The organism is Vibrio sp. YT-17 (assembly GCF_033337375.1).
GTDB classification, from domain to species: domain Bacteria; phylum Pseudomonadota; class Gammaproteobacteria; order Enterobacterales; family Vibrionaceae; genus Vibrio; species Vibrio alginolyticus.
The window spans coordinates 134,937-154,040 of the sequence record NZ_JAWOQP010000014.1 but is presented as its reverse complement, the minus strand read 5'-3'; the positions used below and the strand labels follow the sequence as shown (position 1 = coordinate 154,040).

Annotated in this window: 19 protein-coding genes and 1 pseudogene; 12 read left to right on the top strand and 8 right to left on the bottom strand. The window is 45.6% G+C overall.

Annotated features, from left to right (window positions below):
• Positions 1–279 precede the first annotated feature (279 nt).
• Positions 280–1,287, bottom strand: a complete 1,008-nt coding sequence (locus R7F67_RS15115; RefSeq protein WP_017636065.1) for a DUF1176 domain-containing protein — start codon at positions 1,285–1,287, stop codon at positions 280–282.
• Between the two features lie 666 nt (positions 1,288–1,953).
• Between R7F67_RS15115 and R7F67_RS15110 the strand changes: the two genes are divergently transcribed.
• The 3 genes and pseudogenes from R7F67_RS15110 to R7F67_RS15095 form a co-directional block, all read left to right on the top strand.
• Positions 1,954–2,343, top strand: coding sequence for a leucine-rich repeat domain-containing protein (locus tag R7F67_RS15110; RefSeq protein WP_157632409.1), 390 nt, complete (start codon positions 1,954–1,956; stop codon positions 2,341–2,343).
• On the top strand, positions 2,291–2,809 hold the full coding sequence (locus tag R7F67_RS15105) for a leucine-rich repeat domain-containing protein (RefSeq protein WP_318057257.1): 519 nt from the start codon (positions 2,291–2,293) through the stop codon (positions 2,807–2,809). The genes R7F67_RS15110 and R7F67_RS15105 overlap by 53 nt, the downstream gene beginning before the upstream one ends.
• Positions 2,810–3,033: 224 nt before the next feature.
• Positions 3,034–3,348 (top strand): annotated as a pseudogene (locus R7F67_RS15095) (thiamine biosynthesis protein ThiJ); the annotation flags it as partial.
• Positions 3,349–3,570: 222 nt separating this feature from the next.
• Here R7F67_RS15095 and eamB read toward each other — a convergent pair.
• Positions 3,571–4,155 (bottom strand): cysteine/O-acetylserine transporter, encoded by a 585-nt coding sequence (eamB, locus tag R7F67_RS15090; RefSeq protein ID WP_017636062.1) that lies wholly within the window; start codon positions 4,153–4,155, stop codon positions 3,571–3,573.
• Positions 4,156–4,267: 112 nt separating this feature from the next.
• On the opposite strand from eamB, the gene R7F67_RS15085 reads away from it, so the two are divergent.
• The 4 genes from R7F67_RS15085 to R7F67_RS15070 all read left to right on the top strand — a co-directional run bounded on the left by R7F67_RS15085 (position 4,268) and on the right by R7F67_RS15070 (position 7,431).
• Positions 4,268–4,381, top strand: coding sequence for a LysR family transcriptional regulator (locus R7F67_RS15085; protein ID WP_017636061.1), 114 nt, complete (start codon positions 4,268–4,270; stop codon positions 4,379–4,381).
• 18 nt (positions 4,382–4,399) lie between these two features.
• Positions 4,400–5,167 (top strand): LysR family transcriptional regulator, encoded by a 768-nt coding sequence (locus R7F67_RS15080; RefSeq protein ID WP_230850631.1) that lies wholly within the window; start codon positions 4,400–4,402, stop codon positions 5,165–5,167.
• Between the two features lie 230 nt (positions 5,168–5,397).
• The gene (locus R7F67_RS15075; protein ID WP_064368617.1) at positions 5,398–6,372 is read left to right on the top strand and encodes a DUF1852 domain-containing protein; all 975 of its coding nucleotides are present in this window, start codon (positions 5,398–5,400) and stop codon (positions 6,370–6,372) included.
• Between the two features lie 30 nt (positions 6,373–6,402).
• Complete coding sequence (locus tag R7F67_RS15070) at positions 6,403–7,431, top strand: methionine synthase (protein ID WP_258476095.1); 1,029 nt, start codon at positions 6,403–6,405, stop codon at positions 7,429–7,431.
• An 817-nt stretch (positions 7,432–8,248) separates the two neighbouring features.
• Here R7F67_RS15070 and R7F67_RS15065 read toward each other — a convergent pair.
• Together R7F67_RS15065 and R7F67_RS15060 are read right to left on the bottom strand one after the other, a co-directional pair.
• A complete protein-coding gene (locus R7F67_RS15065) occupies positions 8,249–9,268 on the bottom strand; it encodes a DUF2955 domain-containing protein (protein WP_318057256.1) in 1,020 nt (339 codons plus the stop codon).
• A gap of 9 nt (positions 9,269–9,277) precedes the next feature.
• Positions 9,278–10,342, bottom strand: a complete 1,065-nt coding sequence (locus R7F67_RS15060; protein ID WP_017820498.1) for an HlyD family secretion protein — start codon at positions 10,340–10,342, stop codon at positions 9,278–9,280.
• Between the two features lie 99 nt (positions 10,343–10,441).
• Between R7F67_RS15060 and R7F67_RS15055 the strand changes: the two genes are divergently transcribed.
• Together R7F67_RS15055 and R7F67_RS15050 are read left to right on the top strand one after the other, a co-directional pair.
• Positions 10,442–11,302 (top strand): LysR family transcriptional regulator, encoded by an 861-nt coding sequence (locus R7F67_RS15055; protein WP_054577055.1) that lies wholly within the window; start codon positions 10,442–10,444, stop codon positions 11,300–11,302.
• A gap of 150 nt (positions 11,303–11,452) precedes the next feature.
• Positions 11,453–11,995 carry an isochorismatase family protein gene (locus R7F67_RS15050; protein ID WP_054577054.1) on the top strand — a complete coding sequence of 181 codons (543 nt, stop codon included), beginning with the start codon at positions 11,453–11,455 and terminating at the stop codon, positions 11,993–11,995.
• Positions 11,996–12,034: 39 nt separating this feature from the next.
• Here the strand turns inward: R7F67_RS15050 and R7F67_RS15045 are convergent, their stop codons facing one another.
• From R7F67_RS15045 to R7F67_RS15035, 3 genes are all read right to left on the bottom strand, one after another.
• Positions 12,035–12,931 (bottom strand): 1-aminocyclopropane-1-carboxylate deaminase/D-cysteine desulfhydrase, encoded by an 897-nt coding sequence (locus R7F67_RS15045; RefSeq protein ID WP_104975472.1) that lies wholly within the window; start codon positions 12,929–12,931, stop codon positions 12,035–12,037.
• A 107-nt stretch (positions 12,932–13,038) separates the two neighbouring features.
• Positions 13,039–14,325, bottom strand: a complete 1,287-nt coding sequence (locus R7F67_RS15040) for a sensor histidine kinase (RefSeq protein WP_258494395.1) — start codon at positions 14,323–14,325, stop codon at positions 13,039–13,041.
• Positions 14,322–14,999: a response regulator transcription factor gene (locus tag R7F67_RS15035; RefSeq protein ID WP_020197905.1), complete on the bottom strand. Its 678-nt coding sequence runs from the start codon at positions 14,997–14,999 to the stop codon at positions 14,322–14,324. Before R7F67_RS15035 ends, R7F67_RS15040 begins: the two co-directional genes overlap by 4 nt.
• 152 nt (positions 15,000–15,151) lie before the next feature.
• Here R7F67_RS15035 and R7F67_RS15030 point away from each other — a divergent pair, with 152 nt between their 5' ends.
• From R7F67_RS15030 to R7F67_RS15020, 3 genes are read left to right on the top strand one after another with little or no spacing between them, the layout of a single operon-like run.
• Positions 15,152–16,192 (top strand): glycosyltransferase family 2 protein, encoded by a 1,041-nt coding sequence (locus R7F67_RS15030; protein WP_318057255.1) that lies wholly within the window; start codon positions 15,152–15,154, stop codon positions 16,190–16,192.
• A gap of 2 nt (positions 16,193–16,194) precedes the next feature.
• Positions 16,195–17,601: a glycosyltransferase family 39 protein gene (locus R7F67_RS15025; protein ID WP_318057254.1), complete on the top strand. Its 1,407-nt coding sequence runs from the start codon at positions 16,195–16,197 to the stop codon at positions 17,599–17,601.
• 4 nt (positions 17,602–17,605) lie between these two features.
• Positions 17,606–18,022, top strand: coding sequence for a GtrA family protein (locus tag R7F67_RS15020; protein ID WP_318057253.1), 417 nt, complete (start codon positions 17,606–17,608; stop codon positions 18,020–18,022).
• 134 nt (positions 18,023–18,156) lie between these two features.
• On the opposite strand, the gene R7F67_RS15015 is transcribed toward R7F67_RS15020, so the two are convergent.
• Positions 18,157–19,101: a hypothetical protein gene (locus tag R7F67_RS15015; RefSeq protein ID WP_318057252.1), complete on the bottom strand. Its 945-nt coding sequence runs from the start codon at positions 19,099–19,101 to the stop codon at positions 18,157–18,159.
• Between the last annotated feature and the right edge of the window lie 3 nt (positions 19,102–19,104).

Genomic DNA, 19,104 nt, shown 5'->3' with positions numbered 1-19,104 from the left:
TACATTAGCGCAAACCAACGCCGTTATTTGGATTTTTCACTTGCAAAACGGGGCGTACCATACATTTGTCCAGAAATATCACGATCTGAATTTTAACACGTGGTATTTTCTAGCTTGAAAATGCCCCCAAATCGCTTAGAATCTTAACCCTATAAAACAGAGGCCGCATGTACTTACCCTACTGAAAGTAATCCTTTTTTATACTCCACCGCTTATTGATGCGAACAACTTAGCAAGCCGCCACCAAGATCGACATTTAAACTCACCTCATTTACAAAATTATTGCTTAGAAGGAAAAGTTACATCAGTGATGTAGGTCGGCATAGGGTCAATACCGCCGGCAATACCTCGGCATGGACCCGTGCTGGATATCAAAGTGGGTACCATAGATTGCCCATCAAACACCCATGCCTGACTTTCCCAGCAATCGCCATATCCTCGTCCCTTGCGGTCTTGGCGCGCCATACCATCTATATAAAAACCATCACTGTCCAATGCAACCAACTGATTGGGGCCATTTTTATCCGCTAACCAATGGTTGCAAAGCGCGTTGTAAGCCATAAGCCAACAAGCACCAATAAATCGTTTACCCTGACCCAGCTCTGCAGTTTCAAGTGATGCGCTCTGGAGTTCGAAATCCAACTCAGATGCTGGCACATTAGTGGTCAGCAACTGTAACACCTCATTATAAGCTGACGAACCGATTTCAAGGGTAACAGCGTTTGATAGCGGTGCTTGCACAGTCAAACTTGGTGGTACTTTAGCGGGTGGTACTTCGTTCTCAGATTGTTTACCTTTGGCAACCACAGCAAATGGTGTGTTGCTACGCCCTTGATACTCATCCATTTTGCGAAACACAGCGCTGGCGCCATTGTTCGAAATGCGCCAGCGCTGCTTTCCAGCGCCTACTTCAATTACCGCGTTAGTAGTAACCACCGCCAATAATGCCTGTACTTGCATGGCGCTCAGCTGACTCGTTTTATCTGTGTAGATTGGGCCGAGGTCTTGGTTGTCAATCAACAAAGTCACACTTGCTGGCAACGCCTGCTCATCATGTAGCTGCAGAAAAAGCTTTGCCGTGATCTGGGTTGCAGGTCCAGCTTCACGTCTAAACATCATTGCCATACCATAGCCAAGACCAGCTGGCGCGTACCCCGCTGCTCGGCAAGTGCCAGTATTGTCACATGCCAAATACCAATCTTTGTGAGCAAACCTAGCTCCGTCAAAAGCTTGGACAGAAAAAATCGCTACACTCAATGCGATTATAATTAGACGAATATAGCGCATTTTCTTATTCCTTTGAGATAATATATCTGTGAATGTTTGATGGATTCTATGCGTTGAATTTAAGTTAATTTGACTTATTCGAAGGCGATTTTTGACATGAACTACTCCAGCCAGACTGGAGTAGATAATGATTAATCTAAAGCCAATCTCATCGCTTGAAATACATTAGTTTTACCAGCTGTTACGCTCCTTCAGGCGCTTGCGTGCGAACATCCCTATAATATTGAATTGGGTGAGGAGCGTAACTTCCGCTTGGTCTGAGCTTTTGTTCGCTTCCGCGACTTTAGCTCGACTTTGATAGCCGCAGAAATTGCCCATCTCTAGTCTTCTTATGAATATTCATCTTGAATATGGATGATCAAATAGGCAACAGTTTTCTTTATTACAGGAAACTATTGCTCCTATACTCATTAGATCAAATACCCTGCAAAAAGTTATCCGATAGAATGAAATTCAACACGATTTAAGCGTTTTATATGCTTGTTTGGCTTGTCAAAGTTGCCTCTTTTGTTAGAGAAACTATCTAAGCATCTTTTTGGGAGTGATAATCCATTAAAAGTATTGTTATCATCCTTTTATCTCTGAGTAGAGCTAAATTTCTGTGAACATTTTATGCGTTTGCATAGAAAGACCGATAACGGTCTAATTATAAACCCGCGAGTAGCAATGTCATTATCAAGAATAAAACTCAATAGGCTAACTGACCAAATCTTTGGCATCTTGCTTAGTCTAGCCCTTCTAACAGGCTGTGAGCATGCAACGGAAGGGTTAGTCTATGCTAAAAAATTAGATGGCTCGCAGAACAAATCAATACTTGCAGAGTATACCGGTAGAGAGACCGATGTCATAATTTCAAGCTCGGTGACCATTATTGGTGAAGGCGCGTTTGTTGGTCACCAACTCACTAATGTAACCATACCGGATTCGGTTGCCACAATTGAAGATGAGGCATTTAAGGACAATGAGCTCACCAACCTGACCATTCCAGATTCCGTGGTAGCCATTGGCAAAGGGGCGTTTAGCGATAACAAGCTTACCAGCGTTAAATGTGTTTAGTTTTAACCAACTTAATAGTGTGACCCTCCCAGATTCGTTATCCACCATCGGTGCTGGAGGGTTCAATGGTAACGCGTTACCCACATTAAACAATATACCATCAGATGGCTTTATTTTTGCTCGTAATGATGATGGAACTGAGAACAAAAAGGTCGTTGTTTCCTACTGTGGAGCAAGAAGAGATATCGTTGTTCCTGACTCCGTGACTACTCTTGGGAAGGGGGCACTTTATGGAAATAAGCTCACTAACGTAACCCTTCCAAACACGTTGACTACTATTCGGGAGTTGGCACTTAGCCATAATGAGCTCACCAGAGTAACTCTACCTGACTCAGTATTTACCATTGGGAGGAGGGCATTTGATGGAAACAAGCTTACTAGCATAACCTTTCCAGATTCGGTGACTGTCATTGGTGAAGAGGCATTTACTGATAACGAGATCACTAGTGTGATCATTCCTGGTTAGGTGCGCGCTATTAGCCCATGGGCGTTTGATCTTGGTGTAGTAACTAAGCGGAATTAAAGCTATTTTTGGATGCTGTCGTCTTCAGCTGGTAAATAGCAACTATTGATAAGTTATCCTTGAAACCATATATATTGAGGCACACAAAACGAGCACTGCCGAATAAAAGGCAGTAGTTCTTTTGACGGTTTGTTTGTATGAGTCTCGAAAAGGCGAAAGTACATAAATGTGCAGGGTCTTTTTTACACGAGCTTGGCTTGCTGAAAGGTAAAAAATTAACGACAGATCCACATGCAAAAGCTATTCAGTAGAGCACGGGAGGAGATGTTTAAGATCTTCCTTTTGTTTTGAAGGTAATATAGCTACCGTCGGAGACGCCTTTCAGTTATTTACTTAGTCGTTTGGGTAGCAGAAAGGCTTTGTGATTCAAACAAACGTAAAGCATACAAGAGCAGTTAACTCCCACAGGGCAGTTCGACTTATTTGGAAATCTCATTTCAGCAACATTTCGTCTGCTCAGTATTTTAGCGCTCATAAATTGAATGACTGTCAAGTGACCGCGCATCTTGGTGGATTTTTGATATCTTAAAAAACTATATTTATGGATCTATCCATACTTCTCCTAATCACCGTCAGCCAAAATAGAGCAGAAAGTTCAACAAGCTTCTGTCCAACTTTGAGTTAGCATACTCAAAGCCAACCATTTCTCCATCTACAAATTCGAGACGCGGAAATCACTGCGTCTCATCTCCTCAACCTCAGCCTCAAACAAACAACTGTACCGCGCAGTAAAGTAGCGTCGCCGCTAAGGTCATATTGATCGCTTTGCCATATTTCTGGAATTGCGATTGAAGAAGTTTGCCTGCAATTGCCCAGATCAAGTTGCTGGCTAGAGCAATAAACGCGAGCACTAGGCTGGTGGCCAAGATCCAGTAGATGTTTTGTGTGTAAGGCAACACGAATGTCGATATGGATGTTACGCCGTATAGAATGATTTTCACGTTTACGAACTGCAAACCAAAGCCCGTCAAGAAAGTGATGCCCTCAGAATCTTCTGATGTAGTTTTGATATCACTTGTCGCGATTCCCCAAGCTAACCAAATGATGTAAGCCGCACCCACCCATGTGAGCCAAGGTGTAATCACAGGAAGCAGGCTGACCATGTGGTAAGTGAAAACGCCACACAGCAGCATCAAAACAATATAGCCGCAGAACATCTCAGAAATGACGTTGGTAGATCGCTTTAGCCCGTGCTGTGTTGCAACACTGAGCGACAAAATGTTGTTGGGACCCGGCGTGATCGAAGTAATGATGACGTAGGTGAAAAATGCGGTGTAGATGGCACTCATCTCTATCTCTCCTGTTTTTTGTGCACTATACTTCGCGTTAATCAATTAAAAAATTGAATGCATTTAAACTAAGAGTTTTAACTTTTTGAACTATTAAGTTAGGAGTTTGGTCATGAATCTAAAACGTTTCATTACGTTTAAAACCATTGTTGAGGAAGGTTCGTTTCTTAAAGCATCGCAAAAGCTTTATTGCACTCAGTCGACAGTTACCTTTAAGATCAAATAGTTAGAGCAAGATCTCTCATTGCAGTTGTTCGAAAAGATCGGCCGAAAAATGGTGCTGACTCAGGCAGGAGAAAAGATCCTTCCGTACGTTTATGAGCTCGCACGAGTGATGGAAAACATTGAAGGCACGGCACAACAAGAGAGTTCTGAGCCGACAGGGGAGTTGAAGGTTTTAATCGCAGAAACTCAGCTCGCTTATAAAATGGCCAATGTTTTGAAGGAATTCAGAATACGAGCGCCGAAAGTAAGGCTCTCACTGCAATCACAAAACTGCTATAAGATTCGTGATGAATTGATTGCTGATAAAGCCGATTTGGGTGTGTTTTATCGTGTCGGTAATGATGATGCACTCAAGGTGCATGAGTTTGAACAAGAGCCGTTGGTCCTTGTTGCTTCGCCGCTTTTAACAGGGTTGGATCTACAGAAAGGGGAGCAACACATTGATTTGGGATTCATCAGCAATGGTCCTAAGTGCCTTTTCCGTAAGACTTTTGAGAGCATCATCCAAAAGCGAAACATCAGCATCGATAACATGATTGAGCTGAGCAGTATTAACACTATCAAAAACTGTGTAGAGAGTAATATCGGTATCTCTTTTCTGCCTCGCTTCACTGTTGAAAAAGAACTACAAGAGGGCAGCCTGCAAGAGCTTGAGTTTACCAACGCACCGCAAATGATCAAACCGCAGTGTGGCTGCAATGCCGGAAAGTGTGTTACGCCTGCAATGGAAGTCTTTATCGACTGCATGTGTAACACGCACGAGACAGGCTTTTTCCTCAAATCATGAATTTCCTTCATGTTCAATGTGAAACAATACCAATATTACTCAACTCGTGAAGCAAGTATAAAAAAAGGACTGCTCTGGTGTTAGGCACTGCGACGGTCATTTTTATACGAACCGTTCGTCGTAAGTGCTGTGCAACCTAACGATTGGGAAAACCAAAAAACAAAAAATGTCCCCATGCACAGAGTTAGGAAAAGTCTGCTTTATCTAAGGAAATAGGATACCAACTCACGATGAATAACGATTTCACATTTGCTATCAAAAGCATTCGCTTTGATGAGAATTACCAACCATCAGACAACACGCGAATCACTACCAATTTTGCTAATCTGGCTCGCGGAAACTACCGCCGAGAGAATCTGCGCAATGCACTCCGAATGATCGACAATCGTTTTAATGCGTTGGCATATTGGGATAACGCGCAAGGTGACCGCTACTCAGTTGAACTTGAAATCATCTCTGTTGATATGGATATCCAAGGTAGTGGAGAAGCATTCCCATCGATTGAAGTGCTCAAAACTAACATTGTTGATCACAACACTAACGAGCGCATCGAAGGCATTGTGGGCAACAACTTCTCTTCATACGTGCGTGATTACGACTTTAGCGTTTTGCTGTTGGACCACAACAAAAACCAGCCACAGTTCAGCATCCCAGCGAACTTCGGTGATTTGCATGGCAAACTGTTCAAAGCTTTCGTTAATTCTGAGTCTTATAAACAGCATTTCAAAAAGCTGCCAGTGATTTGTCTGAGCGTATCGGACAACAAGGTATACCGACGCACCGAAAATCAACATCCTGTTTTGGGCTTTGAATATCAGCCGAACGAATCTTCGTTGACGGAGCAGTACTTCAAGAAGATGGGCTTACAGGTGCGCTACTTCATGCCACCAAACACTGTTGCACCATTGGCATTCTACTTCTTCGGTGACTTGTTGAACGATTATTCAAACCTAGAGCTTATCAGCACGATTAGCACGATGGAGACATTCCAGAAGATTTACCGACCTGAGATTTACAATGCCAACGCGGTTGCCGGTAATTGCTACCAGCCAAACCTAAAAAACCTAGACCACTCGCTAACTCAAATCGTTTACGACCGAGAAGAGCGCAGCCAACTGGCAGTTGAACAAGGGAAATTTGCCGAGGAGCATTTCATCAAACCCTATCAATCTGTGCTTGAACAATGGTCTGCAAGCTACGCGTAATCGATAACGAGAATCTAGAAAGGAATGACGATGAAAACACTATTACCGACTTCAACGGCTGGCAGCTTACCGAAACCTTCTTGGCTGGCCGAACCAGAAAAACTTTGGTCACCGTGGAAACTGCAAGGTGAAGAACTGATTGATGGCAAACGCGATGCGCTACGCGTCGCTTTGCAAGAGCAAGAATTGGCAGGCGTTGATATCGTCAGTGATGGAGAGCAAACTCGGCAACATTTTGTGACGACCTTTATTGAGCATTTAAGCGGCGTAGATTTTGAAAACCGTAAAACGGTGACCATTCGCAACCGTTATGAAGCAAGTGTTCCGACTGTGGTTGGCCCAGTAAGCCGCACAAAGCCCGTGTTTGTTGAAGATGCCAAGTTCTTGCGTCAGCAAACTAAGCAACCTATCAAGTGGGCACTGCCAGGCCCTATGACGATGATCGATACGCTTCATGATGATCATTACGGTAGCCGTGAAAAGCTGGCTTGGGAATTTGCGAAGATCCTCAACCAAGAAGCGAAAGAGCTTGAAGCGGCGGGTGTCGACATTATTCAATTCGATGAACCTGCGTTCAATGTGTTCTTCGATGATGTGAACGAGTGGGGCATTGCGTGTTTAGAGCGTGCGATTGAAGGGCTGAAATGTGAAACTGCAGTGCACATCTGCTATGGCTACGGCATCAAAGCGAACACAGATTGGAAGCAAACGCTAGGCACTGAATGGCGACAATACGAAGAAGTATTCCCTAAATTGCAGCAGTCAAATATCGATATTATCTCGCTTGAGTGTCATAACTCACGAGTGCCTATTGAGTTACTTGAGTTGATTCGTGGTAAGAAAGTGATGGTTGGTGCGATTGACGTTGCTACCAACGAAATTGAAACACCAGAAGAAGTGGCGAACACACTGCGAGAGGCGTTGAAGTACGTTGATGCCGACAAGCTTTACCCATGTACCAACTGCGGTATGGCGCCTTTGTCTCGTGAAGTATCGACCGCTAAGCTCAATGCGTTAAGTGCGGGTGCGGAGATCATTCGTAAAGAGTTGGTGGGTTGATATTAATACTTAGGCTCCGCACCATGAACTAAAATTAGGGTCATTCTAGCGAGTTTAAATGAGACTAGGAATCGGTTTACTGCTCGCTAGGAAATAGCGATAACTTCCGCACTTCAAAGCACTCGGTGGGTAGATCCTGAATCACGCTCGTCCCTCGCTGTTCAGGATGACGGATGTTGGAAGATATATTGCTCGCTACACACCTAGGTATTAGAGCAGTTTCAAGATAACGTCATTCCAGCGAGTTTAAGTGAGACTAGGAATCGGGTTACTGCTCGCTAGGAAATGACGATAACTTTCGCACTTCAAAGCACTCGGTGGGTAGATCCTGAATCACGCTCGTCCCTCGTTGTTCAGGATGACGGATGTTGGAAGATACATTGCTCGCCACAACCCTAGGTATTGGATCTGCTCCAAGAGAGGGTCATTCCAGCGAGTCTAGACGAGAATAGGAATCGGATTACAGCTCGCTAGGAAATAGCGATAACTTTCGCACTTCAAAGCTCTCGGTGGGTAGATCCTGAATCACGCTCGTCCCTCGCTGTTCAGGATGACGGATGTTGGAAGATACATTGCTCGCCATCCCTCAGGTATTAGAGCAGCTCTAAGGTAGGGTCATTCCAGCGAGTCTAGACGAGACTAGGAATCTACTAACAACTCACTGGAAAATGGCGATAACCTTAGAACTTTACAGCACTCGGTGAGTAGATCCTGAACCACGCTCGTTCCTCAATGTTCAGGGTGACCGTTTTAAATAAAAATGCCGCTCACAGTAAAGTGAGCGACATACATTTCCCGTTTCCAGCCTCGGCCAGATTTAATTCAACTCCACGTTCTTCATCTCAGGATGCTTTAGCAATATCACACGAATCCAGTGATGCACCACCCACATCACCATCGCGGCGAGCAGAACAGCAACGAAAATCGAGCTGAACCGGTACAAGATCGAAAAGAACGCGTCTTTTTGTTCTGGCACCAATGAAGTCGTCAGCGGAACCGATAGGGCAGACATGGCAGAAAACGCGATAGCCGCTTTAATTTGCCCCTTTGTGAGCCACAAGCAGAATGGCCCCATTGCAATGGTAAAGGCGAGCCAAAAGAGTAGCCCATGCCCATACCAACTGCCCAATATCAGCTGAACAGCCATCCCTGCGATGCAGCCTAGTGCGGTGCCGATGATGCGAATTTTTGCCATGGCGAGCGAGCCTGCTAAAGTCATTGGGGTTAGGATGATCAAAATGGAAGCTTGTGCGGATAACGAGTCATATAAGTCCGCTACTTGGAATACGATAAACGCCGCCATCGCCACTACCCAACCCATGGCAACTTGGCTGATGTAGTCAATATCGCTTTTCACTGGGGTCGACATCTCAATGTGCTCGGTGGGGGACTTTGGCTCCGGGAACAACCAATACGCGAATGTGCAAACAAAAATATTGCTGAACGCCATCACCCACATGTTGACGTTGAACTCTTCAATATCCATGAAGTTATAGCTGGCAAAATTCAACACAATTGAACCCACCAACAGCCCCATGTAACCAAACAAATAGGTTTTCTGGTTCATCATTGCAATGCACTTGAACAGCATCATGATTCCGACGGCTACGGTCATTAATGTTGGATGAAACTGCAAGTATTCCAGCAAAAATGTGGCTTGTATGGTTGTCCACACCGCAGAGAAAAACACGATCAATAAAGCCGAAAGATTAAAGTTGTCCATTCTGCCCAATATAAACAGCGGCATCATGATGGCAAAAAATCCGTAAGACCAACCGAAGATCATGCTTAGCGCGAGCCCTAAAGAGCAGCCGAACCAAATTCGTAAGGTTTTCATTGTCGCCGCCTAGTAAATGAAGTGGAACCAGCTTGCGAGGTGAATCTGTGCTTGCGCCATCAACTGCCAGAAAATGCTGTTGTCTGGGTACAAAACAATGGTAGCGCGAGAGCCGACAAACAGTGCTGGTGGTAACTCTTCGCTGCTGGTTAGGTTCACTCGTGTACGCTGCGCATCACGTACCCAGCGGTTGTTCACTTCCACTTTGGTTAGTGCGCCATTAGGCGTTTGTTGTGCGGCTGCTACACCGTAATCGCGGCTAGCTAAATCAAAGTCGTACACCGAACCTGGGTTGGCATCAAATGTGACCAAGGCGTGGAAAGTCTTGTCTATGTTCGCGACGGATTTTTCACGAAAATCAGCGGCTACCCAGAGTGATCCTGTTGGTACAAATGTCAGCAATGGCATGTTGGTGTTTGCCATCGTGCCAACTTCTAGTTGCAGGTTGGTCACGACACCATCACTGGGAGCGAGTACCGCGGTATTTGCCAAATCAAGTTGCGCCTTTTCGATGCCATTTTTGGCAATTCGAACGGCGGTGCTTTGACCTTTTTGATCGCCTAATTGCGCCTCAATGACTTTTAAGTTTTGTCGTTCCGCTTTAAGCGCTGCACGTGATACCTGATTTTGGGCAAAGGCATTATCGAGTGTCGATTGAGAGATGACTTTCTGCTTCGATAGTGTCAGTAAGCGGTTGTACTCGCGGTGTGCATTATCAAATGTCGCTCGTGCGCGGGCAATATTGGCAAGAGCGGCTTCGCGTTGAGAATACAGTGTTGCTTCTTTTTCATAAGCGGATTGCAGAGACAGCTCCGCCTGTTCAAGTGCTATCTTGTATTTACGATCATCAATCGTAAACAACACATCGCCTTTTTGAACGGACTGGTTATTCTCGATGAGAACGTCGGTCACTTTACCAGATACCTCGGGTGCGACTTGGACAACGTATCCTTGCACTCGTCCTTCGGTCGTTAAGGGGGCGTGGCGGTCAGCAATGATAATGTACAAAAATAGTACGATGAACAGGACAATCAAAGTTCGCATCCAGTGTTTGAATTTTTGGTCAGCCGTCATTACAAGTTCCGTTAAACATATTGGATAGCGGATTATAGAGAAGTTACTCACAATTCAGTAGAATGATAATACGAACATAAATGACCTAAAAATAGGACAATGAACGTTAATTTTGATGATATTTACCTATTCACTCAGACGGTGGTTCACGGCGGTATAAGTGCAGCGGCAGAGGCGAATCAACTACAACGCTCAAAAGTGAGTCGTCGCCTGCAAGAATTAGAGAAATCGCTCGGGGTACAGCTTTTGATCCGCACAACACGCAGCATTGAGTTGACGGAGCACGGGAAACGCTTGTTTGAGTTGGTGGGGCAGCCTATTGACCATATTCAGCAAGGTTTAAATGCCATGCATGAATATCAACAAGAGCTGACGGGCAAGGTGCGTTTAGCCATTCCTTCCGCATTGATGAGCTCTGCCGCGTTTAACGCGATCATCACCGAGTACACAACGCGGTATCCGGAGATTTCGGTCGAGATTGAAAACCATCAAGAGAGTGTCGATCTCAAGCGTCAATCGTTTGATTTGCAGCTTCTTCCGAGCGTAGTCAAAGTCACCGATGACAGCTATGTGCAGTTCAGTCTTTTGCCTTATCGTAGTCACTTTGTTGCGTCAAAAGCCTATCTAGAATCGCATCCGCCAGTAAAAATGGTTGAAGATCTTAAGCAACATCGCCTTTTAACTAATCGTTACAATGCCGATTTGCTCGATTCAGATTTGCATGTCGCGTTGCGTTCGGATGACCTCAACTTGCTGCGCTCGATGGCGATAGCAGGAAACGGCATCGCGTTTATTCCTCAAATTCACTCCAAGCCTGCACTGAGAGACGGTTTGTTGGTCGAGGTGCTGCCTCAATTCGCGCATCCGAAGCAGCATCTTACTCTGATTTATCCCTCGGCCTTATTTCTGCCCAATAAAGTCAAAGCCTTGATTGAGCTAATTCGAGAGAAATTTAAATAGTCAGTTCAAACCACTCTTAACTAAGAGCAAATGTGTGAGCGAAGGTCATCTTTCTAGGTTTTAGTGCTCTAATATGAAAGGATTCTGATACATTAACTGTTGCTCAACTTGTTGAGTATGGTTTGTGGTCGCACAAGATAGGAGGTGGAAATGTTATCGAAAGGAAACACGGGCCTGATTGTGGTAGATGTTCAGGGCAAACTCGCTACATTAATGCATGAAAGCGACTCACTGATTGAAAATATCACGAAACTGGTAAAGGGTGCCAAAGCACTAAATTTGCCTATTCTGTGGCTAGAACAGAATCCAGAAAGGTTGGGCCCAACCGCGGAGCCGATTCGTGAAGTGCTTGAAAGCACGCATTTACCTATTACCAAGTACACGTTTGATGGCTGCAAAGAGGCGACGTTTAACGTCGCGGTGGAGAACGTAAAAGTGGATACCTGGTTGGTTTGCGGTATTGAATCCCACATTTGCGTCTATCAAACCGCGGTTTCTCTGCGTCAGTCCGGTTATCGCGTTGAATTAGTCACGGATTGTGTATCTTCCCGAACCGCTGCCAATAAGGCGCTCGCTCTTGCGAAGTTAACCGCTAACGGTGTGGTGCTCACTGGGCTAGAAATGTGTTTGTATGAAATGGTCGAAGATTGCCGAGCACCTGAATTCAAAGAAATTCTGGCGCTCATCAAATAGTGGAATCGCTGTAATCAGCAACAACTTTATTTGAACACGCTATTCAAATTCTCGTTGATATCTTGGCAACATCGACTCGTTGCCAAGTAACCCGCCTTGGTGAATGTAAATCACCGTTTTATCTGTGTTCTCTTCGAACCAAGGTGTTAGGCATTGCCACATATACGGGTCGTATAACAGGTCAAATTCGAGGTCGGTTTGCTCAAAGAGTGCTTTCCATGTGATGTAATCTTCTTCGTACAAGCGACCAAAATGGTGTTTGTTGCGGATGGTTAAAATGGTTGGGTGGCTATTTTCACCGAGCTGGTTGAACTGCTCAGTTAAGTAATCTGCATCGCCTACGCAAGGGCAAGTTAGCACTTCAATGCCGTGTGGACATAAATGTTTATGAAGATATAAAGACGTCGTGCCAGTGCCTGATGGCAGGGCGACCGCAAACTGCTCTTTACCTCTCAATCGCGTCCAATCAAGAATTTCTCGTGCTAACTGTTTGATGCCAGCTTCAGCGAGGTGGGAACGTCCACCTTCTGGAATAAGCAATGTCGATTCATCTAATCTTCGTACCTGGTGGATGTATTCACTAGGGTGGAGTTCGCTACCGATGTCTCGCATGGCGGTGATTTTCATACCCAAATCGAGAGCGCCGCGATAGTTTCCGATGGGGGAGCTTTTTAGCCAAGATGGAATGTGATGAACATAAAACTCAAATGCCCAACCTTTAATCTGGGCGAGAGCTGCTAGCGAATACATCGCGTTGGATTGAGCAGAGCCGTAACTGATGAGGGTTTTGATGTCGCTGTTCTGCGTTTCCATCAACGCCATAAACTTACGTGCTTTGTTCCCTGAAAAGTGAGAATGCAGCATGTCATCACGCTTAAGAAAAAACGTATGACCGTTGAAGTTGTGTTGAGTTATCGGGCTTTCAGAGAGTTTCATGTGACTGCTGACGTGTCCAACCACGCGACCTTGCCGTTAAAAAGGGCGCGTAGTGTAACGCCATTAAACCCAGATAAAAAGTCTGTGTTTCAGTACAACCATTTCGGTTATTCCTGATGCTCTGACGCAAGATCAATTACTGCCTCACAACCACCTTCTGGATGTGTACCAATCTTAAATTGCCAGCCATAGCGTTGGCACAAATCGTCCACAATCATCAAACCTAATCCGTGCCCATCTGAGTGCGGAATGGTCGAAAATCCTTCACCTTCATCGCGCACCGAGATGGTGTTTTCATCCATGCTGATATGAATTGATCCCGATGGTGTCGCGGCGATGCCGTTGCGAATCAGGTTGCCAAGAATAATGGTCAACACGGCATTGGTTGCGCGCGTTCTTGGGTTGCCGTCGATCTGGACATCAAAGCTGAGTGCTTTCTCATCCGCCTGAGCTTGGCTTTGGAAGATGATTTGGTTGAGCTCTTCCTCGGTGATGCTGCGCACTGGTGAATCATCTGCATTACGCTCGTAACGTACTAAGCCGAGTAGGGCATCCACCATGGTCGACATCTGCTGTGTTGCATCTTGAATTCGGTTCACTTGGCGGGTTTGGAAATCCGTGTTCGCACTTCTCGCCAGTAAGCTGCTTGAGCCTTTCATCACCGTTAACGGTGTACGCAGTTCATGGCTCGCGTATCGTGCAAAGGCTTGCTCACGCTTGATGACTTGGTTGATTTTGTGGCGGTACTCATTCAGCTCATCCGCAAGAGTTTGGAACTCTTTGGCTGAACCCTCTGGCACACTAAAAGTCTGTGTGGCATCGCCTTGGTGGTGATCGAGTTGGGTTTTAAGTGCATTGACGGGTTCAATCAAGCGTTGTGATAGGCGCAGCAACAGACTACCAAACAGGAACACCAGCACGGCGACAATCGATAACACCATAGCGACGACGAGAATGAATTCCTCTGAGGTGATCTCGATTTCATCAATCAAGGAAACCAGAATCACAGGATGCTCAACGCCTTTATAGGTGTAGGTGCTCATGTAAACCATGCGCGAGTATTCACCGTCTTCTACTTCATCAAGAAAGTGCTTTTGACCTATTAGGTATTTTTGGTAGCGCTCGGCAACCAATGATATGTCGTTGTATGCGGTAGTGAGCAGGTCAAGCTGAATACTGCCTTGCTCTGGGTGGGACTGGAAATGTTCAATCGCTTCTTTTTTGTCGACCATAATACGACGCTCGCCGACACGGTCTTCAGACCAAAGCAGGGAGCCGGTAATCAACAAAAAGCAGAAGATGCCAATCACGACCGACACAAAAGAGAAAAACAGAGCGAGTCGCCCTGTCATACTTTGTGTGCTTTGCGTGCTAGCAAGTAAGCGATTGATCATGCAACTGTCTCCAAGCGGAAGCCAACTTTCGGCACGGTGATCAGCACATGTTGTTCAAATGGCTTATCAAGTTGGTTGCGAAGTTGGTAAATGTGGCTGCGCAGAACGTCGTTGTTCGGCTCGTTCTCTTGCCATAGTTGGAAGGCGATTTCTTCACGTGTTACTACGTCTGGCGCGCTTTTCACAAGCATTTCCAGAATGGTGTAAGTGGTGGGGTTTAGCGCCAACAGTTTATCTTGGCGGTAAGCTTTACGCGTTTTTTGGTCGATAGACACTTCACCGTATTCCAACTTGCTCGATGCGACAGTGCCACGGTAACGGCGGATCAGTGCCATCATGCGCGCTTCAAGAATATCCAGATCGAAAGGTTTGGTCAGATAGTCATCCGCACCGTGTTGGAAGCCTTTGAGCATATCGTCACGGCTATCGAGCGCCGTCAGCATAAGTACCGGTGTGTTGTTGCCCGCGTCGCGAAGTTTATTACACATGGTCAGGCCATCCATGCGTGGCAGCATGAGATCGAGCAAGATGATGTCGAAGGTGTTTTCCATCGCTAGTTTCAGGCCGAGTTCGCCGTTGTCTGCATAATCGAGTTCCATACCTGCACACTCAAAATAATCGAACAGCATGCCTGCAATTTCTCGATTATCTTCGACTAAAAGTACGCGTTTCATGTATTTCTCTCCAAGTGGGCAGGTGTTCGAAAATAAGACTTCGTCTTAACCGAACATTATTCACTAAGGACGTGAAAAAGATGTCAATAACATCTCTTTCACGTTGATGTTTGTAGACTGGATTCATTCATCGGATTTAGTGGAAGAGTAGCATGTCAACCTTCAACATTCACGCTGCAACCTTTTCAAAGGTGAGCCAACACACTGAGCCTAAAACAGTTTTGTCTGTTGTGGTGCCATTCTTTAACGAGCAAGAAGTCTTACCTGAATTTCATCGTCGTTTAGCCGCCGTTTTGGATGAAATGCCAGAACGCTGTGAAATCGTTTATGTGGACGACGGCAGCAAAGACGAGAGCCTAATGATCGCGCAAAACTTTTCTCAATCTTCTAGCGACGTTCGTTGTATTGCACTAAGCCGTAACTTCGGCAAAGAGTCCGCCATGAGTGCGGGTCTGGAACACTGCCAAGGTGAAGCGGTGATTGTGATTGATGCCGACTTGCAAGACCCACCGGAGTTAATCCCGCAAATGGTATCAAAATGGCGTGAAGGGTATGACATGGTGAACATGCAGCGCAGTGAACGCCACGGCGAAACTTGGTTCAAACGCTTCTCGGCCGCTTGCTTTTACAAAGTGCTTAACAGCATGGCGAAATTGGAGGTGCCAGAGAATGTGGGCGACTTCCGTTTACTGAGCGCAAAAGTGGTCAAACACATCAATGCGCTGCCAGAACGTAACCGATACATGAAAGGCATTTTCTCTTGGCCGGGTTTCAAGCAAGTGACGGTTCAGTTTGAGCGTGACGCTCGTTTTTGTGGTGAAACCAAATGGAACTACCTCAAGCTGATTGGCCTTGCAATGGACGGCATTACCTCGTTTTCCATTCGTCCTTTGCGCTTAGCGACACTTGCCGGTGCGTTAGTGGCGTTCAGTGCCTTTATCTATGGCGCATTCATCATGATGAAAACTGTTGTGTTTGGTGAGCCTGTCACTGGCTACCCATCCATGATGGTCGTCCAACTTGCCTTGGGCGGTGTGCAACTGCTGTCGATTGGCCTTTTGGGTGAATACATTGGCCGCATTTTTGTCGAGACCAAGCAACGTCCTCTTTATCTTGTTCAGTCTGTTTACGAGCAGCCTGCAAAACATCAACCCATCCAAACCATGAAGTTTAAACTGGGAGAAACCGCGTAATCATGAGTATTAATAAAACCCATCTGTGGTTGTTGTTGGCGTTTGCTCTTTTACTCCGTCTTATTTCACTTGCCGCTTACCCTTTGATGGACACCACAGAAGCCCGCTACGGCGAAATGGCGCGCTTAATGGTGGAAACTGGCAATTGGCTTACCCCACAGTTTGATTACGGCGTGCCTTTTTGGGGGAAGCCACCCCTATTCACGTGGATGAGTGCTTATGGCATTGAGCTGTTTGGATTGAATGAATTTGCAGTGCGCGCGCCTCATTGGTTGGCGGGGGTTGCGACGATTGTTTTTGTTGCTTTCATGGCGCATCGCGCAGGCTTTAATGCAGTCATCGCAGCGTTGGTACTGGCGACGTGTGGCATCTTTTCAATTGCGGCGGGTGCGGTGATGACAGACATGGCACTGACGTTGGCAATGACCATGGCGATGGTCGGCTTTTACTACTGCTGGCTTGGCAAAGAAAAACACAGCCGATTGTGGGGTTACCTCGGTTTCTTTGGCTTGGCTTGCGGGCTGTTAGCGAAAGGTCCAGTGGCGATCGTGATCATGGGCATTGCAGTGTTTCCTTGGCTCGTGATTCAGCACGGTTTCTTTGGTGCCTTCAAAGCCTTGTGGCAGCGTTTTCCAATTGTATCGGGGTTGGCGCTCATGCTAGCGATTGCTCTGCCTTGGTACATCATGGCTGAAATGGCGACACCTGGATTTATTGATTACTTTATTGTCGGCGAGCACTTTAAGCGTTTTGTTGTCAGCGGTTGGGAAGGGGATCTGTATGGCTCTGCTCATGATCAACCACGTGGGATGATCTGGGTATTCTGGCTGCAGTCGGCTGCGCCTTGGTCAATTGTATTGCCTATCTTGGCGTGGAAACGTCGTAAGGTGCTCAAAGCCATTGAAACGGATCATCAAGGTCTGTTTAGCTTCCTAATGTGTTGGCTGATTTCACCAATGATCTTGTTCACCATGGCTGGGAATATTTTGCCTGCTTACGTACTACCGGGTGTGCCTGCATTGGGTATCTTGATTGCAATGCTGGTGGATAAACACGATTTCAAATGGCTGACCGGAACGGCAGCGGTGTTGCCAGCCCTGCTTATGATTGCGATGTTGGTTTTGAATATGGGCAAAGCAGACAGTCGCAGCGACCGCATCATCTTCGCACAAATCAATGACAACGCTCCGGTCTTTTATATTGGTAAGCGCCCGTTTTCAGGCCAGTTCTATAGTTATGGTCAGGCGAAAAAGCTTGAAGATAAGAATGACTTAAACAATCTGAAGAAATTCCACCTGATTGGTAAATCGCAGCAAGTGGATAGCATGATTCATGAAAATGCGTTGAGTTGTACCAATGAGTTCACAGCCAAATCGAAACGCTCACTCTACACCTGTGTGGTTGGATAACGGAATGCGCAAATTACCAAAGTTTGCTTCCTTAGATAGGTTTGCTTCGTTAACAAGGTTTGCTCTGGTAGGTGGTGTCGGCTTTATGGTCGACACCCTTATCTTTTCTGTGTTGTTCCATTGGTTTGGTCTGGAGCTGATGCTGGCTCGTGGGATAGCATTTTTGTTTGCAGCAACCACGACTTGGCTTGGCAATCGCTGGCTGACTTTCTCTCAAGCAGAAAAAACCAACCCTTTCGCTCAATGGCAAAAATTTATGGCGAGTGCCTGTATCAGTGCTTTGCCTAACTTTATTGTGTTCAAAGGCGTAACGCTCGCGCTAGGAACGCAAGGGGTGATGGTCTATTTGGCTTTGATCTTAGGCATATTGGCAGGCATGGTGAGTAACTATTTACTCAGTGCAAAATGGGTGTTTAGTTGAGGATAGAAAGGTTCGGGCTTACTATCCTATCCTCGAGTTAAAAATTCGTTATTTGAACCAATTTTTCTTTTTGTACATCAGAGTAAACCTAAAGCTTTTCATGGGGGGATGTAAAAAGGTAAACAAGCCAAGGTTTATACCTTGGCTGCCGTTAGTTCAGATTTTGATTGTTCGATTTCAGACTCGGTTTGCCACTTGCCGTTGTAAAGATACTTACACTCTGGGAGTGGCGCTTTCGCATCCCTTAAATCAAACACTTCATTGGTAGGGTATTCACGATAATAAGCGGGAGTCGTAAAAAGTCTAGGTTCAGGCTTCGCTTCAAACAGCTTTTTATGATCATTGACCTCTTTACAATCCAGTTTGTAGGCCTCTGACAGTTGCGTGACCATGGATTCTAATTCCACTTCATTTTTAAAGAAAATGTAACAATAAAATCGTCCCTGTGAGCGAAAAGTAATCTCCTGAGCAGTATCTTGGTATTCGCACCTGTCATACTTAAAAAAGAACTTAATTACTTTCCTTTTCTTATTGTAATCAGCAAAGAGCCAGTCTTCACGTTCTCCGACCCTCACTTCTGTTGGTTCATCAGGCTGACGTTTAAGCATTTTAAAGGAGACTAATATAAAAGCACCAGCGCCTGCTAACGCCATCGGGCCAACTACCGCTACCATCAAAACGCAAACTACCGCACCGATCCAGCCAACGGCTTGTGTGGCGGTATTCGCCCACTTAGGCATGTTGCGACGCTTCTTCATCACAAAGCCTTTGTCAGAAAAAATATAGTCATAGCGATAGTCGAGGCCAATCGTAAGGTAAAAGGCTCCAGATACCATCACCGACAAAATAAAAGAAAAAATAGTTACGTCAACCGTGTCACTCGTGTGTATAAACAAAGTTAATAGGAATGGAGCGATCACAAATGGAAGCGCAAAAAGTTTAAAGTAATAGCGAAATGGTTCCTCTACATCATACTTATGCCATGTTCTGACATTATCGCCTGCGAGTATTTCTTGCTCTTGCGCCTCTTGATAAACTGCCAACTCTTCTGGGGTGATGTAAAATGGTGAATATGCCAAGGG

What these genes read in the sequence shown, in the direction of transcription:
- R7F67_RS15115 (WP_017636065.1), bottom strand. Translation starts at nt 1,287, where the DNA reads ATGCGCTATATTCGTCTAATTATAATCGCATTGAGTGTAGCGATTTTT.
- R7F67_RS15110 (WP_157632409.1), top strand. Translation starts at nt 1,954, where the DNA reads ATGTCATTATCAAGAATAAAACTCAATAGGCTAACTGACCAAATCTTT.
- eamB (WP_017636062.1), bottom strand. Translation starts at nt 4,155, where the DNA reads ATGAGTGCCATCTACACCGCATTTTTCACCTACGTCATCATTACTTCG.
- R7F67_RS15085 (WP_017636061.1), top strand. Translation starts at nt 4,268, where the DNA reads ATGAATCTAAAACGTTTCATTACGTTTAAAACCATTGTTGAGGAAGGT.
- R7F67_RS15075 (WP_064368617.1), top strand. Translation starts at nt 5,398, where the DNA reads ATGAATAACGATTTCACATTTGCTATCAAAAGCATTCGCTTTGATGAG.
- R7F67_RS15070 (WP_258476095.1), top strand. Translation starts at nt 6,403, where the DNA reads ATGAAAACACTATTACCGACTTCAACGGCTGGCAGCTTACCGAAACCT.
- R7F67_RS15065 (WP_318057256.1), bottom strand. Translation starts at nt 9,268, where the DNA reads ATGAAAACCTTACGAATTTGGTTCGGCTGCTCTTTAGGGCTCGCGCTA.
- R7F67_RS15060 (WP_017820498.1), bottom strand. Translation starts at nt 10,342, where the DNA reads ATGACGGCTGACCAAAAATTCAAACACTGGATGCGAACTTTGATTGTC.
- R7F67_RS15055 (WP_054577055.1), top strand. Translation starts at nt 10,442, where the DNA reads ATGAACGTTAATTTTGATGATATTTACCTATTCACTCAGACGGTGGTT.
- R7F67_RS15050 (WP_054577054.1), top strand. Translation starts at nt 11,453, where the DNA reads ATGTTATCGAAAGGAAACACGGGCCTGATTGTGGTAGATGTTCAGGGC.
- R7F67_RS15045 (WP_104975472.1), bottom strand. Translation starts at nt 12,931, where the DNA reads ATGAAACTCTCTGAAAGCCCGATAACTCAACACAACTTCAACGGTCAT.
- R7F67_RS15040 (WP_258494395.1), bottom strand. Translation starts at nt 14,325, where the DNA reads ATGATCAATCGCTTACTTGCTAGCACGCAAAGCACACAAAGTATGACA.
- R7F67_RS15035 (WP_020197905.1), bottom strand. Translation starts at nt 14,999, where the DNA reads ATGAAACGCGTACTTTTAGTCGAAGATAATCGAGAAATTGCAGGCATG.
- R7F67_RS15030 (WP_318057255.1), top strand. Translation starts at nt 15,152, where the DNA reads ATGTCAACCTTCAACATTCACGCTGCAACCTTTTCAAAGGTGAGCCAA.
- R7F67_RS15025 (WP_318057254.1), top strand. Translation starts at nt 16,195, where the DNA reads ATGAGTATTAATAAAACCCATCTGTGGTTGTTGTTGGCGTTTGCTCTT.
- R7F67_RS15020 (WP_318057253.1), top strand. Translation starts at nt 17,606, where the DNA reads ATGCGCAAATTACCAAAGTTTGCTTCCTTAGATAGGTTTGCTTCGTTA.